Below are 18,686 nucleotides of genomic sequence, written 5' to 3'. Positions count from 1 at the left end.
TCAACGGGACCCCGCGGGGCTGGCCGGTTCGAACTCAACCCGAACCTCCAGCCCTGGCGCCGCGTCGCCAAGGCGTACCCTGGCGCCATGCAGCTCAGCAATGGCCGCGACCAGACTTAATCCCAGGCCACTGCCCTGAGTCGTTCTGCTCCGTTCCAGGCGATACAGGCGACCCATCACTTTTGAACGCTCACTGTCCGGAATACCAGGTCCGTGGTCACGTACCGTGAGCGTCGGAACGCCGTCTTCCGCCATGACTTTTAGCGAGACGGGCCCCGGCGGCGCATGCCGCATGGCGTTTTCGATCAGATTGGCGATCAGACGTCCGAGGAGGTTTCGCTCCCCCTGCACCCAGACCTCGTCGGTTGCCGCAACGGTCAGGGAATGGCCGCTGTCGAGCGCCGACGGTTCGTAGATTTCCTGCATGTCCCGGGCCAGCGCAGACAGATTGACGGGCGCGAAATCCGCCCGGGCCTGGCCGCTTTCCAGTTGCGCGATCTGCAGCAGCGACTGGAACGTCTGGATGATTCGGGCGGTTTCTGCCCGAGCCGCGACCACCGTAGACCGGGAAACGCCGTCGAGGGTGCCGTTATCCAGCTTTTCGAGGAGCACGGCAACCCGCTGAATCGGTGTTTTGAGATCGTGGGCGATGTCCGTCGATATTTGCCGCAGCGAGTCTATGGAGGCCTCCTGAGCTTCGGCCATACGGTTCACCGCTGCGGCAATCTGCCCGAGATCATCCGGTGGCTTCCGCCCCACCGGCACACGGGCGCCGTGATTACCCGAGGTGAGCAACGCGAGAGTATGTTCGATGGCGTCCAGACGATCCCGGGCCCGGCGAGCCACCAGTCCGCCGGCGATGGTGGCCAGAACGAGCGCCGGTATCAGGCTCCAGAGCAAAATCAGACCGAAGGTTCCTCCCAGGTCTTCCAGACCATCGCGACCCACCAGGAGAGCCAACTCCCCGCCCTGGACAGAACCGCGCCAGCCCAGGTAGCTGTCCGCCAGTTTTCCCTGAATGGCGGATAACTGCCGGCGCCCCACTATCTGTCCAGGCTCGACGGCTACTGCCTTCGGCAGCGAACCCAGCGCGGGCTTGCCCGGAACCGCGTAACGAATCAGCAGATCGGCCGGTCGGTTTGACGCCACCAGTTCTGCCACCCGTTCCTCAACTGCGCCCTGATCGCCAGCGTTCCGTACCGCCTCGAGCACCTGCTGAAGGTCCGCTGAAATTTCGGCTTCCGCCGATTCACGGGTGATCAGATAAGCCGCGCAAAACCCGGCCAGCGTAAACAGGGTAAAAATAGCAACCAGGGTTCGGGTCAGCCGAAGCGGTGTTGAGCGGGCCATGCTCACTCCCGGATGCGGTAGCCGGCGCCGCGCACGGTTTCAATCAACTCACGGGAAAAAGGCTTGTCCACCTTCGCCCGAAGCCGGCTGATGTGCGTCTCGACGACATTCGTTTGCGGATCAAAACTCAGCTCCCAGACGGTTTCCAGAAGCATGGTCCGGGTCTGCACCCGCCCTTTGCGCCGGAGCAGACACTCCAACAGCGAAAACTCCCGTGGCAGAAGATCAATGTCCACGCCGCCACGGCGGACGCGGCGGGACAGCAGGTCCATTTCCAAATCGCCGGCGGTCAGCACAGACGGCATTTCCGAAGGCGGCGGGCGACGGCCCAATGCCGCCACCCGGGCCGAGAGCTCGCCAAACGCGAACGGCTTGACCAGATAGTCGTCAGCGCCCGCGTTCAACCCGTCGATACGATCACTCACCCCGTCCAGGGCGGTCAGTATCAGGATGGGCACAGGCGACTTTGCGCCCCTCAGGGTGCGGACAATCGAGGTGCCCTCCAGCCCCGGCAACATCCGGTCCACGATCAGGAGATCGTATTTGCGGGCAGCCGCGGCCATCAGCCCCTCGGCGCCGTCGCTCACCAGATCGACGACGTGTCCCTCCTGCCTGAGGCCGTCCGCAATGTAGGGCCCCGTCAGCGCATCGTCCTCAATAACCAGAATCCTCACCGGTTAACTGCCTCTTTTTCAGGTTTGTATTCCATGTCCGGATTTAGCCAGAAATCGCCGCCGGGAAACAGCGCCTCCGGATCCGCCAGCCCGCCTGCAGAACGGCGGTGTCATGCAGGCCATGGCTTCCCGGTTTGTATACAGATTTGTATAGCGACGATCAGAGCCCGGTATGCAGCAGGGGTTATAACGGAGGCTGTTTTTTCACCCTCACGGGAGCACCCGATGAAACAGTTTTTACTCGCTGCGTTTTTGATTGCCGTACCCGTCGTCGCGTTTTCCACCGCGGAAATTGCCCAGCATACAGAGAGCCCATCAGCCAGCGCTGCAAACAACACCATGCACCGGTCGCTGGGGGATCTTTCTGAGTACGAATCCATCGTAGAAGAAACCCGGAACCTGGCTGCCCAGGGCGACTTGAAAGCGGCCGAAAAGCGGGTCACCCGGTTCGAGACCCTCTGGGACGATGAGGAAGACACCCTCCGCCCCCAGGCGCCGAATGCCTGGGGCAACGTAGACGCCGCGGCAGACAAAACCTTTGCCGCGCTGCGGGCCGCGCACCCGGATGAAGCCAAAGCGCTGGCGGCTCTGGACCACCTGTCAGAGACGCTGAAAAGCCCGGATCAGGCCATTGGGGGCGCCACGGTCAAGACCATCGCGGGCACGCCGGTCACCGACGCGAATGGCCACCCCGTGCCCTGCGAAACGCTGCTCGGCAAACTGCGCAGCCAGCTCGACACCACCACGCTGTCTGGCAGTGAGTTGCAGCAGACCAAAGACCTGCAGGCACAGGCAACGGAACGTTGCAACGCCGACGATGACGTGCGCTCCGATCAGTTTGCCGCGCAAGCCCTTGCATTGATCCCGACAGGCCACTGAAGGAGGCTACCCAAACCATGACGACGTCCGCTCTCGACCCATCCCGATATAACCACCCGAACCGCGTCCCCGAGGTCACCGCCGGGTTCTGGATCATCAAGCTGATGGCCGTGACCATGGGCGAAACCGCCGCCGATTACCTGGCGGTGAATCTCGGCCTTGGGCTGACCGCCACATCCGTCATCATGACGGGCGTTCTGGTCGCCGCACTTGCGCTCCAGTTTTCGCGTAAACAGTACGTGCCCTGGACCTACTGGCTGGCCGTTGTTCTGATCTCGATTGTGGGTACGCTGGTTACCGATAACCTGGTGGACAACCTGGGCGTCAGCCTGGTGACGTGCACCGTCGTCTTCAGCTTGCTCCTGGCGGCAACGTTTTATGCGTGGTTCAGGAGTGAGGGCACCCTGTCCATCCACACCATCGTGACCACCCGCCGGGAAGCGTTCTACTGGCTGGCTATCCTGTTCACGTTCGCGCTGGGCACCGCCGCCGGGGATCTGGTGTCTGAGCAGTTCGGCCTTGGCTACGAGGCCACTGGCGTGCTGTTTGGCTGCGTGATCCTGTCGTTGACCATCGGCTATTTTCTGCTGGGCCTGGATGCGATCCTGGCGTTCTGGCTGGTCTACATCTTCACCCGGCCGCTGGGCGCCTCGTTCGGTGACATGCTGTCCCAGCCAACGCAGTACGGCGGACTCGGTTTCGGCACCGTTGACACCAGCCTGCTGTTCCTTGGTGTCATTGTTGCCGTGGTCATCTGGATGACACTCAGTGGCAGTGGCCGGAAACTCGCCTCGAGCTGAGGCGTAGACCCGGCCGCGCCGCCTGGCACGACGTTTTCGGTCAGGCGGCCCTTTCGGAGGTCGTTTCCTGGGAGGAAGTGCCCTCAGAGGGGCTTTCAGCAGGCCGTCGCCGGAACAGCAGGATAAGCGGCAATGCCGCCAGAGTGATCCAGGCCATGGCCTGGAAGTCGTTGAGGTAGCCAATGGCGGCGGCCTGGCGGGTCAGTTCCTGGTTCAGCAGCGCCAGGGACTGATCGGTGCTGAAGCCCAGGCCCTGCCCTTCCATCAGCTGCTGGAACGGCACGCGATAAGGATTGAGTTGTTCACCCAGTACCGCGTGGTTCACCTGGGTGAACCGGGTCGCCCAGGCCACCATCACGGAGATGCCGATGCTGCTGCCGATGTTCCGCATCAGGCTGAACATGGCGGTACCCTCCGTGCGGTAACGGGCATCCAGGGTGGAGAAGGTAATGGTGCTCAAGGGCACGAACACGAAGCCCAGGCCCAGCCCCTGGATGATGCCAGTCTGCACCAGCGCCATCGGGCGGATGTTGAGGTTGAAGTCCGCCATCATGAACAGGGAAATGGACGTCAACGCCAGGCCGGTGCCCACCAGCAACCGCACGTCCACCTTATTCACAAGCCGGCCCACCAGCAGCATGGCCACCATGCTGCCCATGCCCCGGGGCGCCAGCAGCTCGCCGGTGGTAATCACCGGGTAGTTCATCAGGTTCTGCAGGTACGGCGGCAACAGCGCCAGGGTGGCCAGCAGTACCACACCGATGATGAAGATAAACACCAGGCCGATGACCAGGTTGCGGTCCTTGAACAGGCCCGGCTCCAGGAACGGCTCTCTGGCGGTGAGCATATGCACCACGAACAAGTAGATGCACAGGCCGGCAACGATGGCCTCGATCACGATCTCGGTGGATGAGAACCAATCCAGGCTCTGGCCCCGGTCCAGCATCAGTTGCAGGGCGCCGATCGCCAGGGACAGCAAGGCAAAGCCGAACAGATCAAAGCGTCGCTGGGTCTTTTCCGTTTCCGGCACAAAGGTGAGGATACCGGCCAGCGCCAGTATGCCCACCGGCAGGTTGATGAAGAACACCCAGCGCCAGTTGTAGTACTCGGTGAGGTAGCCCCCCAGCGTGGGGCCGAGGATGGGCCCGACCATGACGCCCACGCCCCAGATGGCCATGGCCGAGCCGTGTTTCTCTCGGGGAAAGGTGTCCAGCAGCACGGACTGGGACAGGGGCACCAGCCCCGCGCCAAACACGCCCTGCAGCAGGCGGAACAGCACGATTTGCTCCAGGGAGGTGGCAATGCCGCACAGCAGGGAGGTAATGGTAAAGCCGGTGACGGAGAGCACAAACAGCCGTTTGCGGCCGATGCGGCCGGACAGGAAGCCGGTCATCGGCGTCATGATCGCCGCCGCCACGATATAGGAGGTCAGTACCCAGGCGATCTGCTCGGAGGTGGCCGACATGCTGCCCTGCATGTTGGGCAGGGCCACGTTGGCGATGGTGGTATCCACCGCCTGCATGATGGTTGCCAGCATGATGGACACGGTGATCAACGCCCGGTTGAAGGCGGTGTCCGGCCGGTTGGCGCCCGTGGCGGTGCTCACTCGGCGCCCTCACTCCCGGCGGTTTCCGGCTTGCCCTGCAGCCAGGTCGCCAGCGGCGCCAGGAAGGCCGGCCCCCGCAGATGGCCGGTATCGATCTCCACCATGCTGCTCATGCCGGAGCGAAGGTTCACGCCCTCGGGCTGCTCGTCCAGATCAATACGCACGGGCACACGCTGCACCACCTTCACCCAGTTGCCGGTGGCGTTCTGGGCCGGCAGGACCGAAAACTCGGACCCGGTAGCGGCGGCAATGCTGGCCACGTGGCCTTTGAAGGTCCGGTCCGGGTAAGTGTCGACCACCACGTCCACCGGTTGGCCGACGGTGACGTGGGTCAGCTGGGTTTCCTTGAGGTTGGCGTCAATGTAGACCGATTCCGTGGAGACCAGGCTCATGGCCGATCGTCCGGGACCGGCAAACTGGCCCACCACCGGGGTTTTGGAGGCTATGCCGTTGAACCGGGCGGTGACCTCGGTATCGGCCAGATCCTGCTCGGCGGCCTCCAGGGACGCCTGCGCCTTGCGATACATGGGGTGCTCTTCCACCGCGATGTCCGGGTCGCCCGCCAGGCCCGCCTTTATCCGTTCAAGGCCCTTCTGGGCCTGCTGCACGCTCTGTTGCGCCAACTCCTGTTTGTGACGGTAGCTGTCGAGGGCGGACTCCGAGACCGCCCGGCTGCGGGAGAGCTGCACCTGGCGCTGGTACTCCCGCTCGGCGAAGGCCAAGTCGCTGCGGGCGGTGTCCAGGGCCTGCTGCTGCTCCTCGTACTGGGCTTTCATCGTTTCAATCTGGGTGCGCACGTCCGCCAGCGCAGACCGTGCCTGAGCGACGGCGATGCGATAACGGGTCGGGTCGATGGTGAACAGGCGGTCGCCGGCGCTTACGGCCTGATTCTCCCGTACCGCCACGTCGGTAATGGTTCCAGACACCTCCGGTACCACCGCAACCATGTCCGAGTGCACATAGGCGTTCTCGGTTTCCTCGAAGCGCCCGCCGGTCAGGTAGATCACGCCGGCAATCACGAGCACCACCAGCGGCACCACCACCAGAAACAGAAACCGGAAGTTGATCTGTCCCGCCAGGGTGCCAAGGCGCTGTAGGCCGGTGGGCGTGCTGTTGTTCTGTGTCATGGCCGTATCCCGAAACGTGAATTCGATGCGCGTTCGCCGCCGCCGATCGCGGCCAGAAACGAAGGCGAAACATTATAAGCATGCTCACTTTATCTTGAAACTTAAATTACGGGTTTCCGGGCACGGCAGTTCACTGGGCCGGAGCTGGCGGCACATCGAACGGGATTACGGTTTGGACAGGTTACGAACGCAGCCACCCCGCCGACCGAGCGGTGGCGGGGTTTGCCGGGCAGGACGCGGCGGTCAGCCGATGTTTTTCCGCAGGAAAGTCTGGATTTCGCCGACGATGCCGCTGCGGAAAGCGATCACCGTGAGCACAAAAATACCGCCCAGAATCGGGTCCACCCAGTCCCGCAGCGGACCCTGGGCGAGCTGGTATTCCACGTTCACCACGAAGGTGGCACCCACGACCGGCCCCAGCAGCGTGCCGGCGCCGCCCACCAGCGTCATCAGAATGACCTCGCCAGAGGTGTGCCAATGGGCGTCGTTGAGGGAGGCGAGCTGAAACACGACCGCCTTCATGGAGCCGGCGAGCCCGGCCAGACCGGCGGAGATCACAAACGCCAGGATCTTGTAGCGGTTGACGTTGTACCCCAGGGAAATCGCCCGCGGCTCATTTTGCTTGATGGCCTTGAGGATCTGGCCAAAAGGGCTACTCACCGTGCGCTGCACCAGCAGATAGCAGCCCACGAAGACCGCCAGCACCAGATAGTACAGGTTGAGGTTATCGCTCAGGTCCACCAGCCCGAACAGGGTACCCCGGGGAATCCCCTGCATGCCGTCCTCGCCGCCGGTGAAGGGCGCCTGCACAAAGAAAAAGTACACCAGCTGGGCCAGCGCCAGGGTCACCATGGCAAAGTAGATGCCCTGCCGACGAATGGACAGCAGCGCAAACCCCAGCCCCAGCAGCGTGGCCACGGCGGTGCCCGCCAGGATGCCCAGCTCGGTGGTCATCCAGGGGGTGTGACTGAGCAGGTAACCGGTGGTATAGCCGCCGGTCGCCAGGAACGCGGCGTGGCCGAAGGACAGCAGCCCGGTGAAGCCCAGCAGCAGGTTGAAGGCGACCGCGAACAGCGCAAAACACAGGATTTTCATCAGGAACACGGGGTAGACCGCCAGCGGCGCCAGCAGCAACAACACCAGCAGGGCCGCGTTCAGCCAGTGTTTGCGGCGCTGGTCCGCCTGCTGCTGACGGGCCAGGGCCTGCTGTACGGAGGCGGCGGCTCCGGATTTGCCGGATGGGTTCATACTCAGGCCTCCTTACCAAACAGGCCGGCGGGGCGGAACATCAGCACCACCACCATCACCAGGAAAATGACCGCGGACGAGGCCGGCGGGTAGTAGGTTTTGGTGAGGCCTTCCACCACGCCCATCAGAACGCCGGTGATGATGGCGCCGCCAATGGAGCCCATGCCGCCGATGACCACCACCGCGAAGACGACGATCAGGATGTGGGAGCCCATCACCGGCGTCACCGAGTAGATCGGCGCGGCCAGAACGCCGGCGAAGGCCGCCAGCATCACGCCAAAACCGTAGGTGAGGCTGACCAGCAAAGGCACGTTGATACCGAAGCCCTGCATCAGCTGGGCGTCCTCGGTACCGGCACGCAGGTAGGCGCCGAGCTTGGTCTTTTCGATCATGAACCAGGTGCCGAAGCACACCAGCAGGGCCACCACGATCACCCAGGCCCGGTAATACGGCAGGAACATGAATCCAAGGTTGACGCCGCCCTGGAACACGTCGGGCATGCTGTAGCGCAGCCCGGACACGCCGTAGATGTTGGTCAGCACGCCCTGCATCATCAGGGCCACGCCAAAGGTCAGCAACAGGCTGTAGATGTGGTCCTGGCCGGCAATCCGCCGCAGCAGGAAATACTCCACCAGCATGCCGGCGGCTCCCACCAGCACCGGCGCCAGAAACAGCGCCACCCAGTAGTTCACCCCGAGGGCGTCAAACAGGATGACGGTGACCATGGCGCCGAGCATGTACATGGCGCCATGGGCGAAATTGATGATTTTGAGCAGTCCGAAGATCACCGCCAGGCCCAGACTGAGCAGCGCGTAGAAGGCACCGTTGATCACCCCGATCAGCAGCTGGCCGGACAGTACCGCCATCGGCACGCCGAATATCATGGACATCGTGAACGTTCTCCTGGTTGCCCCGCGCCATGGAACCGCGGCGCGGGGCCCACCGTGACTCAGCCGTTACCCGGCTGTTGTTGCGGATGGTGACGGGCTCAGGATTCCTTGGTCACCAGCTTGCACTTGCTTTCAGACAGGGGCCGGAAGGCTTCGTCCGCCGGGATGGTGCGCACGATGTCATACAGGTCCCATTCGCCCTTGGACTCTTCCGGGGTTTTCACCCGGGCCAGGTACATGTCGTGGACCATGCGGCCGTCTTCACGGATGACGCCGTTCTTGGCGAACATGTCGTTGACCGGGTGTTCCATCATGTACTTGCGCACGGTCTGGGCGTCATCCGAGCCAGTGGCTTCCACCGCTTTCAGGTATTGCATGGTGCTGGAGTAGATGCCGGCGTGAACCATGGTGGGACGGGCGCCGGTGGCTTCCATGAAGCGGTCGGACCAGGCCCGGGTTTCGTCGTTCATGTCCCAGTACCAGCCGGTGGTGAGCTGGATGCCCTGGGCCACTTTGGTGCCGAGCGCGTGCACATCACTCAGGAACACCACCAGGGCCGCCAGCTTCTGGCCGGCCTGGGTGACCCCGAACTCACTGGCGGTCGTAATGGCGTTGGTGGTGTCCGCGCCGGCGTTGGCCAGGGCGATCACGTCCGCGCCGGAGGCCTGGGCCTGCAGGATGAACGAAGAGAAGTCCGGGGTCGGGAACGGATGGCGGATGCTGCCTACGATCTTACCGCCGTTGGCTTCCACCACCTTGGTCACGTCCGCTTCCATGGCGTGGCCAAACGCGTAGTCCGCCGTCAGGATGTACCAGGTCTTGCCGCCCTCCTTCACCATGGCCGTCGGCGTGCCGATGGACATGGCGTAGGTGTCATACACATAGTGGATGTGGTTGGGCGTGCAGTATTCGTTGGTGATGCTGGAGGCGGCCGAGCCAGAGACGATGCCAAGCTTGTCGTTCTCTTCCAGAATCTTGGTGGCGGCGATGGTCACCGAGGAGGCCACCAGGCCGCCGACCATATCCACCTTGTCGTTTTCCAGCCAGCGGCGAACGGTGCTGGAGGCCACATCCGGGCTGTTGCGGTCATCGGCGCTGACCACTTCCACCTTGGCGCCCTTCACCGAGCCGCCAAAGTCTTTGATGGCCATTTCCATGGCCTTCAGGCCATTGGGGCCGGCCAGGTCCCGGTAGGTGCCGGACATGTCCGCCAGATAGCCGATTTTCACCGTGTTATCGGTGATCTCCGCCTGGGCTCCCCCCACCATCAGAACAGAAGCAACGGCTGAGGTCAGAAGCGTTTTCATCATTGTCATTGTTGTATCTCCTTGACGATCTTGCGTTGACGCGGCGCGTATCGGGCGCTCACGTGTCTATCGGGCGCTCAGACGCCCAAATAGCCGTTCAGCACCGACTGCTTGGCACTCAGCTCGTCGGCGCGTATTTCCTCCATGATCTGACCGTGCTCGACCACGTAGTGGCGGTCGGCGAGGGGCGCGGCAAAGTGGAAGTTCTGCTCCACCAGCACGATCGTCAGGCCCTTGTTCTTGAGCGCCACCAGCACGTCGGCGAGTTTCTCGACAATGACCGGTGCCAGGCCCTCAGTGATCTCATCAAGCAGCAGCAGCGTGGCACCGGTGCGCAGGATGCGGGCCATGGCCAGCATCTGCTGCTCCCCGCCGGACAACTTGGTGCCCTGGCTGAAGCGCCGCTCGTAGAGGTTCGGGAACATGGTGTAGATGTCTTCGAGGCTCATACCGCCACTGCGCACCACCGGCGGCAGGGTCAGGTTTTCCTCGACGTTCAGCGACGCGAAAATGCCCCGGTGCTCCGGGCAGTACCCCACCCCGAGGCGGGCGATATGATGGGGCGCCCGGCCGATGGTCTCCTCGCCGTTGATCATGATGGACCCGCTACGGCGGCCGACCATGTTCATGATGGCTTTCAGGGTGGTGCTGCGCCCGGCGCCGTTGCGGCCCAGCAGCGTCACCAGTTCGCCACGACGCACCACCAGATCGACCCCGTGCAGGATGTGGGACTCGCCATAAAACGCGTGCAGCCCGGAAATGCGTAGCTGCTCGTAGCTTTTGTCCGCATTTTTTCCTGCGCTCGCGTCCGCCGCCCGGGTGATGGTCTCGATCATGGCCGGGCCTCCTCGGCCGTCTCCGGATCCGCCGACGCCCGGCGTTCCCCGCTGCCGGCGCTGCCCATGTAGACTTCGCGCACCCTGGGATCGGCGGACACGGTGGCGTAATCGCCATCGGTCAGCACCGCCCCCTGGGCCAGCACGGTGATGCGATCACACAGCTGGCTGACCACGCCCAGGTTATGCTCCACCATCAGCACGGTGCGGCCCTGAGCGGCCTTGCGCACCAGCGCCACCACCCGCTCCACGTCCTCGGCACCCATGCCCTGGGTCGGCTCATCCAGGAGCAGCAGCTCCGGCTCCATGGCCAGGGTTGTGGCCAGTTCCAGGGCGCGCTTGCGGCCATAGGCCAGCTCAATAGTGGTGGTGTCTGCGTACTCCGCCAGCCCTACCTCATCAAGCAGGGCCATGGCCCGATCGTTCAGTCGGTTCAGGCGCTGGCCGCTCTGCCAGAAACGAAACGACCCCTTCTCGAAGCTCTGCAAGGCAACGCGGATGTTCTCCAGCGCGGTCATGTGGGGAAACACCGCTGAGATCTGGAACGAGCGGACCACACCCTTGCGGGCAATCGCCGCCGATCGCAGGGCCGTGATGTCCTCGCCTTTGAACAGGATCTGTCCGGAGGTGGGGATGAGGAATTTGGTCAGCAGGTTGAACACGGTGGTCTTGCCGGCCCCGTTCGGGCCAATCAGGGCGTGTATCTCGCCCTGCCGAACCTGCAGATTGACGTTGTCCACCGCCACGAAGCCCTTGAATTCCTTGACCAGGCGGCGCGTTTCCAGGAGGTAGCTGTCACTCATGGGCATACTTGCCTTTTATTATTGTTGCACTTTCCAACTATGCCCAAGATTAGATTGACGTCTACGTAAACGTCAATAATTATTTTTGGCTTTTTTCGGGAGGGATCGAATAGGTCATGGTGGAGTGGGCCACCGGCTCGTCGTTGCCCTCGGAATAGATGAACACCTCGCCGACCGCCATGCTGCGGCCGACCTTCAACAAGCTGGCCCGGGCGCGGATGGCGGCGTGGGCAGCCGGTTTGCGAAGGAAGTTGATGTTCAGGTTGGTGGTGACCGCCAGGGGTACCAGCCCGATGCGGCCCAACAGGGCCGCGTACATGGCCACGTCCGCCAGCCCCATCATGGCCGGCCCGGACACGGTGCCACCGGGCCTCAGGTGCCCATCATCGATGGCCAGGCGCATTTCCGCCCAGCCGTCCCCCAGCGCCTCCAGGGTGCCAAAGGTGGCACCCTGGGGGAATTGCACCTCAAGGAAATGCTTGAGGTCTTCAAACGATACCTTCATGCGTCTGCTTCGTCCTTTGCCCGGTTACGGAGAATGAACCGCTGGATCTTGCCGCTCGGGGTCTTGGGCAGCTCGTCCACGAACTCGATTTCCCGGGGGTAGGCGTGGGTCGAAAGACGGCGCCGCACCAGCTCCTGCAGTTCGTCCTTCAGGGCCTGGTCTTCCACCGGTTCCTGCCCGGCCTTGATGACCACGTAGGCCTTGATGATGGAACCCCGCTTCTCATCCGGTTTGGCCACCACCCCGGATTCCGCCACGGCGGCGTGCTCCAGCAGCGTGCTTTCCACGTCGGCCGGCCCCACCCGGTAGCCGGCGGTGGTAATGATGTCATCATCCCGGCCGGAGAAGGTGAAGCTGCCGTCGCCATGGCACAGGGCCATGTCACCGGTGAGATAATAGCCGTTCACGAAGGGGTCTTTCTCGCCCCAGGTGTAGCCATCGAAGTGGAACAGCGGCGAGGCCTTCACATCCACCGCCACCTGGCCAATGTCGCCGGCACCCACTTCTTCGTTCTTCTCGTTCAGGGCAACCACCCGGTGGCCCGGAGAGGAGTAGCCCATGGAGCCCGGCCGGGTCGGATGTTCCAGCCCGTGGAAGTTACAGCAGGTCATGCCGGTCTCGGTCTGGCCGTAATGGTCTTTCACCGGGCAGTAATGACGGCGGGCGATCCAGCTCACCACTTCCGGGTTCAGCGGTTCGCCGGCACTGCTGGCCACTCGCAGGCCCAGGTTTTCGCCCTCTGGCAGCACCTGGTCGTTGGCCTTCAGCAGCCGGTAGGCGGTGGGCGCGGCGGCCAGGTTGGTGATCCGGTACTTGCGGATCATGTCGTAGGTGGATTCCGGCGTGAACGGATTCGGATTGAAGTGGGTGGCGTGGCCCATCAGCAGCGGGCCCACCACGGCGTAGTAGAGCCCATAGGCCCAGCCCGGGTCCGCCACGTTCCAGAACCGGTCCTCATCCCGAAGGTCCACGGCGTATTTCATGTAAACGTAGAACGCCAGCAATGCCCGGGCTGGCACCGCCACGCCCTTGGCCTTGCCCACGGTGCCGGAGGTGAACATCTGCAGGAACGGGTCCGTGCCCTTGATCATCACCGGTTCGAAGCGGTCGGATTGCGCACCCAGGGTCTCGGCAAAATCCGGCACGCCGGCGCCGGCCGCGGCGGCGTTCACGCACAGCACCGGCGGGCAGTGCTTCACGTCTGCCAGCTTGGGGAAGTTGGCCGGATCGGTCACCACCAGCCGGGTGCCGGCCCGCTCCACGCGATACTCAATGGCCCCGGAGCCAAAGGCGGTGAACAGCGGCTGGTACACGGCCCCGAGCCGCAGGGTGCCGGCAATCACGATCAGCAGTTCCGGCCCCCGGGGCAGCAGCCCGGCCACGCGATCGCCCCGGGTGACCCCGATGGACGCCAGGTAGTTGGCAAAGCGGGCAGACTGCGCCTTCAGCTCGGCGAAGGTCAGGGTGCCGTCGCCGCCGTCGGTGGTTTCGTAATAAAGCGCGACTTTATCCGGATCGGTGGCCCAGCGGTCGCAGATCTCGTGGCAGACATTCAGGCCGCTGTCGAGACGTCCGTCCAGGATGTCCGCTTCCAGTGCGGCTGCGTCAAAGTGGTTATAGACCTCGGCGTAGTTTGGAAGGCTCATCGTCAACTCCTGTTGTTGTTGTCATCGGCTAGTCAAAAACGGATCAAGGTTTAGCACAGGTCGCACTTTACGTAAAGGTAAAGATAGACACCAAACCGTCGCTTGAAAAATTTTTATTGAGATCTGCAACTTTCTCCGCAACCCCGCCGTAATGCCCGATAACCCTGCCAGACACTGACGTCCGGACGGGCCCAACCGATGACAAGGAGCACAACATGAACAAGCGCGTCAAAACTTCTGCTTTCCTGGCCTCCGCACTCGTTGCCGGCGCCTTCATTGCCGGCCCGGCCATGGCCGATGATCACGGCAAGATGGACGACATGGCCAAGGGCAGCATGGAGAAGATGGGCAAGATGCACGATCTGGCCGTCTGGGGCAGCGACCAGTCCATGGCGGACGGCACCGTCACCGCCAAGAAGGTCAATACCACCCAGAACGGCTGGCTGGTGGTGCACCGCACCGCCGACGGCATGAAGCCCGGCCCGGTGGTGGGCTACGCCCCGTTGAAAAAAGGCAGCAACATGGATGTCGCGGCCATCCTGACCGAGCAGGTCAAGGCCGGCGACAAGCTGATGCTCATGGTGCACGGCGAAGACGGCGGCATGAAAACCGGTGCCTTCGAGTACACCCTGGGCGCCAAGGAAGACGGCCCGCTGAAGGCAGACGGCAAGCTCGTGATGGCGGTGGTTACCGCGAAGTAAGGCCCGCCATCCGGCCCTGGTTCCCCGGTATCGCATCGGCCGGCGGAACCGGGGCTGGAACCTGCGCCGGGCCTACGTAGAAGCCCAGATTCCAGAGCCGAAAATTTTTCTGGCGCACACCCCGATCCCGTGATAAATAACGCTCGAAACCGGCGGGTTCCCCACCCCCGTTTCCAGGACACGCCTTAAAGGAGTCAAAGGACCGCACCCCCTGCGTCCGAGGCCACCCTCAGCAGACCTGCACAACACCGCGCCCGTCCGGTGCGCTTTGTATCCATCCCTTTTGTGTGAGGGACCCCAAGCCATGTTCAAGTTGTGCCAGCCCCGGGCGCTTGCCGCCTCTGTTGCTCTGTCTCTGTGTGCTTTTTCGGCGGTCGCCGCGGAAGAAGTGCGGGTCTATAACTGGTCCGATTACATCGCCGAGGACACCCTCGCGAAGTTCACGGCGGAAACCGGCATCAAGGTGATTTACGACGTCTACGACAGCAACGAGGTGCTCGAAGCCGCCCTGCTGTCCGGCCGTTCCGGCTATGACCTGGTGGTGCCCTCCAACCACTACGTGGCCAAGCAGATTTCCGCCGGCGCGTTCGTGAAGCTGGACCACAGCAAGCTGCCGAACATGGCCAACCTGAACCCGGACCTGATGAAACAACTGGAGAAGGTCGACCCGGGCAGCCAGTACGCCCTGCCGTACCTCTGGGGCACCAACGGCTACGGCTACAACGAAGGCCGCATCAAGGCGATCCTGGGTGACAGCGCGCCCACCGACTCCTGGGCATTGGTGTTTGATCCGGCGGTGACGGCCAAGCTGGCCGCCGGCGGCTGCGGCATTTCCATGCTCGACTCGGGCGAGGAAATGGTCCGTGCGGCCATGGCCTACATCGGCCTGAATCCGAACAGCAACAACCCGGACGACATCCGCCAGGGCGGTGACGTGATCAAGGCCGTGCGCCCGAACATCACCTATTTCCATTCGTCCCGCTACATTGGCGACCTGGCCAATGGGGACCTGTGCGTGGCCGCCGGCTATTCCGGCGACATCCTGCAGGCGGCCGCCCGCGCCGAGGAAGCCAAGAACGGCAACGTCATCCGCTACACCATTCCCAAGGAAGGCGCGGTGCTGTGGTTTGACATGATGACCATTCCGGCCGGCGCCCCGAACGTGGAAAACGCCCACAAGCTGATGAACTTCCTGATGCGCCCGGAAATCATCGCCGACATCACCAACTACGTCTGGTACGCCAACCCGAACAAGGCCGCCGACGCGTTCGTGAACCCGGAGATCCGCAACGATACCAGCATCTACCCCACCGACGAGGTGATGAAGAAGCTGTACGTGATGGAAGGTCGGCCCCAGGACGCCCAGCGCCTGATGACCCGCACCTGGACCAGCGTGAAATCCGGTCGCTGACGGTGGCCGCGACCAACACCGCCTCCGCGCAAGCGGAGGTGCTTCTCAGCATCCGGGGCATCTCCAAGAGCTTTGACAGCACCCTGGCGGTGGACGACGTCAGCCTGGACATCCACAAGGGCGAGATCTTCGCCCTTCTCGGCGGTTCCGGCTCCGGCAAGTCCACCCTGCTGCGCATGCTGGCCGGCTTCGAGACCCCGGATGCCGGGCGCATCGTTCTGGACGGCCAGGACATCACCGCCCTGCCGCCCTACCAGCGCCCCACCAACATGATGTTCCAGTCCTACGCGCTGTTTCCCCACATGACGGTGGAGCAGAACATTGCCCTGGGCCTGAAGCAGGACAAGCTGGGCAAGGCGGAGATCCGGGACCGGGTCGCCGCCATGCTCAAACTGGTGAAGATGGAGCCCTACGCCAAGCGCCGTCCCCAGCAGCTCTCCGGCGGCCAGCAGCAGCGGGTGGCCCTGGCCCGTTCCCTGGCCAAACGGCCCAAGCTGTTGCTGCTGGACGAGCCCATGGGCGCCCTGGACAAGAAACTGCGCACGGAAATGCAGCTGGAGCTGGTGGACATCCTGGAGAAGGTGGGCGTGACCTGCCTGATGGTCACCCACGACCAGGAAGAAGCCATGACCATGGCCAGCCGCATCGCCATCATGTCCCACGGCCGCATTGCCCAGGTGGGCTCGCCCATTGATATCTACGAGAGCCCGAACAGCCGCATGGTGGCGGAGTTCATTGGCTCGGTGAACATCTTCGAGGCCAGCATCCTGGAGGACAATTCCGACAGCATCCGCCTGGACAGCGCCCAGCTGGACGCGCCCGTGTTCATCGATCGGGGCGTGACCACGCCCGCTGAAACCATGGACACGCTGATCGCCCTGCGCCCGGAAAAAATCTACCTGACGTCGGACAAACCCGAGGGCGACAACAACTGGAGCTGCGGCACGGTGGACAACATCGCCTACCTGGGCGACATCACGTCCTATTACGTGAAGCTGGCCAGCGGCAAGCGGGTGCAGGCCACCATGGCCAACGTGGAGCGCCGGGGCGAGCGCCCCACCTGGGGCGACCGGGTGTTTGTGTCCTGGGAAGCCTCCAGCCCCATCCTGCTGTGGAACTGAGCCGATGACCCGGAAACTCCTGACCACGCCCCTGGCCGAGCGGGTGCGTGCGGTGCTGTTCCACCGGCGGGTGGTGTTTGGCGTGCCCTTCGCCTGGCTGCTGGTGTTCTTCCTGCTGCCGTTCGCCCTGGTGCTGAAGATCAGCCTGACCTCGGCGGTGATGGCGATCCCGCCCTACGAGCCGGTGTTCCGGTGGGTGGACGACACCCTCTCGGTGGTGGTCAATTTTGGCAACTACCTGTTTCTGGCCTCCGACAGCCTTTATGTGGCCGCCTACTGGGGCTCCATCAAGACCGCGTTCCTCGCCACCCTGGTGTGCCTGCTGATTGGCTACCCGATGGCCTACGCCATGGCCCGGGCGCCCCGGCACTGGCAGCTGGTGTTCCTGCTGCTGGTGATGCTGCCGTCCTGGACCTCGTTCCTGATCCGGGTGTACGCCTGGATGGGTATCCTCGGCAATCAGGGGCTGATCAACACCGGCCTGCAGGCGCTGGGGCTGACTGACGAACCCATCCGCATGCTCAACACCCAGTTCGCGGTGATCCTGGGCATGGTCTACGCCTACCTGCCGTTCATGGTGCTGCCCATTTTCACCAACCTGGTGAAGCTGGACGTGCGCCTGCTGGAGGCCGCCTCGGATCTGGGCTGCCGCAGCCTCACCACCTTCTGGGCCATCACCCTGCCCCTGTCCAAAGCCGGCATCCTGGCCGGCTCCATGCTGGTATTCATCCCGGCGGTGGGCGAGTTTGTGATTCCGGAGCTGCTGGGCGGCCCGGACACACTGATGATCGGCAAGGTGCTGTGGGAGGAGTTCTTCAACAACCGGGACTGGCCGGTGGCCTCCGCCCTGGCGATTGTGATGCTGGCGCTGCTGCTGGTGCCTATTGTGCTGTTCCACCGCTTCCAGGCCCGGGAGATGGAAAACGATGACTAGACTGCGCCCGCCGGGGTTCTCCCGGTCCATGCTGGTGATCGGCCTGCTGTTCCTGTACCTGCCGATGGCGGTGCTGATCGTCTACTCGTTCAACGCCTCCCGGCTGGTGTCCGTGTGGGCGGGCTTTTCCGTGCACTGGTACGCCGAGCTGTTCCGGGACCAGCAGATCCTCACCGCCGTGTGGATGAGCCTGCGCATTGCCTTTTATTCCGCCAGCATGGCGGTGTGCCTGGGCACCCTGTGCGCCTTCGTGATCACCCGTTTTCCCCGCATGCGGGGCCGCACGTTGCTGTCCAGCATGATCACCGCGCCGCTGGTGATGCCGGACGTGATCACCGGCCTGTCCCTGCTGCTGCTGTTCGTGCAGATGGCGCAGCTGATCGGCTGGCCGGTGGACCGGGGCATGGCCACCATCTGGATGGCCCACACCACCTTCTGCAGCGCCTATGTGGCGGTGGTGGTCAGCGCCCGCCTGCGGGAGATGGACCATTCCATCGAGGAGGCCGCCATGGACCTGGGTTGCACACCCCTGAAGACCTTCTTTGTGATTACCCTGCCCGTGATCGCCCCGGCCCTGGTCTCCGGCTGGCTGCTGGCCTTCACCCTGTCCCTGGACGACCTGGTGATCGCCAGCTTCGTCTCCGGCCCGGGTTCCACCACTCTGCCCATGGTGGTGTTCTCGTCCGTGCGCATGGGAGTGTCGCCGAAGATCAACGCGCTCGCGACGATCATCATCCTGTCCGTCTCGGTGATCGCGTTCCTGGCCTGGTTCTGGATGCGGCGGGCGGACAAGCGCCGTCGCCGGGGATAGGCACGCCATCCACGGGACACCGGGCGGCCTGACCGCC

18 protein-coding genes are annotated in these 18,686 nt (G+C 63.5%); 7 read left to right on the top strand and 11 right to left on the bottom strand.

Features of this window, described 5'->3' with window-relative positions:
- Positions 1-1,350: a HAMP domain-containing sensor histidine kinase gene (locus V3388_RS04890; protein ID WP_336366398.1), complete on the bottom strand. Its 1,350-nt coding sequence runs from the start codon at positions 1,348-1,350 to the stop codon at positions 1-3.
- A 2-nt stretch (positions 1,351-1,352) separates the two neighbouring features.
- Complete coding sequence (locus tag V3388_RS04885; protein WP_336366397.1) at positions 1,353-2,024, bottom strand: response regulator transcription factor; 672 nt, start codon at positions 2,022-2,024, stop codon at positions 1,353-1,355.
- Between the two features lie 225 nt (positions 2,025-2,249).
- On the opposite strand from V3388_RS04885, the gene V3388_RS04880 reads away from it, so the two are divergent.
- Both V3388_RS04880 and V3388_RS04875 read left to right on the top strand, forming a co-directional pair.
- Positions 2,250-2,903, top strand: a complete 654-nt coding sequence (locus V3388_RS04880; protein WP_336366396.1) for a hypothetical protein — start codon at positions 2,250-2,252, stop codon at positions 2,901-2,903.
- A gap of 17 nt (positions 2,904-2,920) precedes the next feature.
- Entirely contained in the window at positions 2,921-3,703 is a 783-nt protein-coding gene (locus V3388_RS04875; RefSeq protein ID WP_336366395.1) for a COG4705 family protein, read from the top strand.
- A 40-nt stretch (positions 3,704-3,743) separates the two neighbouring features.
- On the opposite strand, the gene V3388_RS04870 is transcribed toward V3388_RS04875, so the two are convergent.
- The 9 genes from V3388_RS04870 to V3388_RS04830 form a co-directional block, all read right to left on the bottom strand.
- Complete coding sequence (locus V3388_RS04870; protein ID WP_336366394.1) at positions 3,744-5,309, bottom strand: DHA2 family efflux MFS transporter permease subunit; 1,566 nt, start codon at positions 5,307-5,309, stop codon at positions 3,744-3,746.
- A complete protein-coding gene (locus tag V3388_RS04865) occupies positions 5,306-6,436 on the bottom strand; it encodes an HlyD family secretion protein (protein ID WP_336366393.1) in 1,131 nt (376 codons plus the stop codon). The genes V3388_RS04870 and V3388_RS04865 overlap by 4 nt, the downstream gene beginning before the upstream one ends.
- A gap of 243 nt (positions 6,437-6,679) precedes the next feature.
- Positions 6,680-7,684: a branched-chain amino acid ABC transporter permease gene (locus tag V3388_RS04860; protein WP_336366392.1), complete on the bottom strand. Its 1,005-nt coding sequence runs from the start codon at positions 7,682-7,684 to the stop codon at positions 6,680-6,682.
- Between the two features lie 2 nt (positions 7,685-7,686).
- On the bottom strand, positions 7,687-8,574 hold the full coding sequence (locus V3388_RS04855; protein ID WP_336366391.1) for a branched-chain amino acid ABC transporter permease: 888 nt from the start codon (positions 8,572-8,574) through the stop codon (positions 7,687-7,689).
- Positions 8,575-8,672: 98 nt separating this feature from the next.
- The gene (locus V3388_RS04850; RefSeq protein WP_336366390.1) at positions 8,673-9,890 is read right to left on the bottom strand and encodes an ABC transporter substrate-binding protein; all 1,218 of its coding nucleotides are present in this window, start codon (positions 9,888-9,890) and stop codon (positions 8,673-8,675) included.
- Positions 9,891-9,958: 68 nt separating this feature from the next.
- Entirely contained in the window at positions 9,959-10,717 is a 759-nt protein-coding gene (locus V3388_RS04845; RefSeq protein WP_336366389.1) for an ABC transporter ATP-binding protein, read from the bottom strand.
- Positions 10,714-11,520, bottom strand: a complete 807-nt coding sequence (locus V3388_RS04840) for an ABC transporter ATP-binding protein (protein WP_336366388.1) — start codon at positions 11,518-11,520, stop codon at positions 10,714-10,716. Before V3388_RS04840 ends, V3388_RS04845 begins: the two co-directional genes overlap by 4 nt.
- Before the next feature lie 79 nt (positions 11,521-11,599).
- Positions 11,600-12,025: a PaaI family thioesterase gene (locus V3388_RS04835; protein ID WP_336366387.1), complete on the bottom strand. Its 426-nt coding sequence runs from the start codon at positions 12,023-12,025 to the stop codon at positions 11,600-11,602.
- Entirely contained in the window at positions 12,022-13,671 is a 1,650-nt protein-coding gene (locus tag V3388_RS04830) for an AMP-binding protein (protein WP_336366386.1), read from the bottom strand. The genes V3388_RS04835 and V3388_RS04830 overlap by 4 nt, the downstream gene beginning before the upstream one ends.
- Positions 13,672-13,886: 215 nt before the next feature.
- Between V3388_RS04830 and V3388_RS04825 the strand changes: the two genes are divergently transcribed.
- From V3388_RS04825 to V3388_RS04805, 5 genes are all read left to right on the top strand, one after another.
- Positions 13,887-14,372, top strand: coding sequence for a DUF7282 domain-containing protein (locus V3388_RS04825; protein WP_336366385.1), 486 nt, complete (start codon positions 13,887-13,889; stop codon positions 14,370-14,372).
- Between the two features lie 304 nt (positions 14,373-14,676).
- A complete protein-coding gene (locus tag V3388_RS04820) occupies positions 14,677-15,783 on the top strand; it encodes a polyamine ABC transporter substrate-binding protein (RefSeq protein WP_336366384.1) in 1,107 nt (368 codons plus the stop codon).
- Between the two features lie 38 nt (positions 15,784-15,821).
- A complete protein-coding gene (locus tag V3388_RS04815) occupies positions 15,822-16,904 on the top strand; it encodes an ABC transporter ATP-binding protein (RefSeq protein ID WP_442915610.1) in 1,083 nt (360 codons plus the stop codon).
- Between the two features lie 4 nt (positions 16,905-16,908).
- Positions 16,909-17,838 carry a putrescine ABC transporter permease PotH gene (locus tag V3388_RS04810; protein ID WP_336366382.1) on the top strand — a complete coding sequence of 310 codons (930 nt, stop codon included), beginning with the start codon at positions 16,909-16,911 and terminating at the stop codon, positions 17,836-17,838.
- Complete coding sequence (locus tag V3388_RS04805; protein WP_336366381.1) at positions 17,831-18,649, top strand: ABC transporter permease subunit; 819 nt, start codon at positions 17,831-17,833, stop codon at positions 18,647-18,649. The genes V3388_RS04810 and V3388_RS04805 overlap by 8 nt, the downstream gene beginning before the upstream one ends.
- Positions 18,650-18,686 lie beyond the last annotated feature (37 nt).

The organism is Marinobacter sp. C2H3, from assembly GCF_037080155.1.
Classification (GTDB): domain Bacteria; phylum Pseudomonadota; class Gammaproteobacteria; order Pseudomonadales; family Oleiphilaceae; genus Marinobacter.
This window is presented reverse-complemented; position numbering and strand designations above follow the sequence as displayed.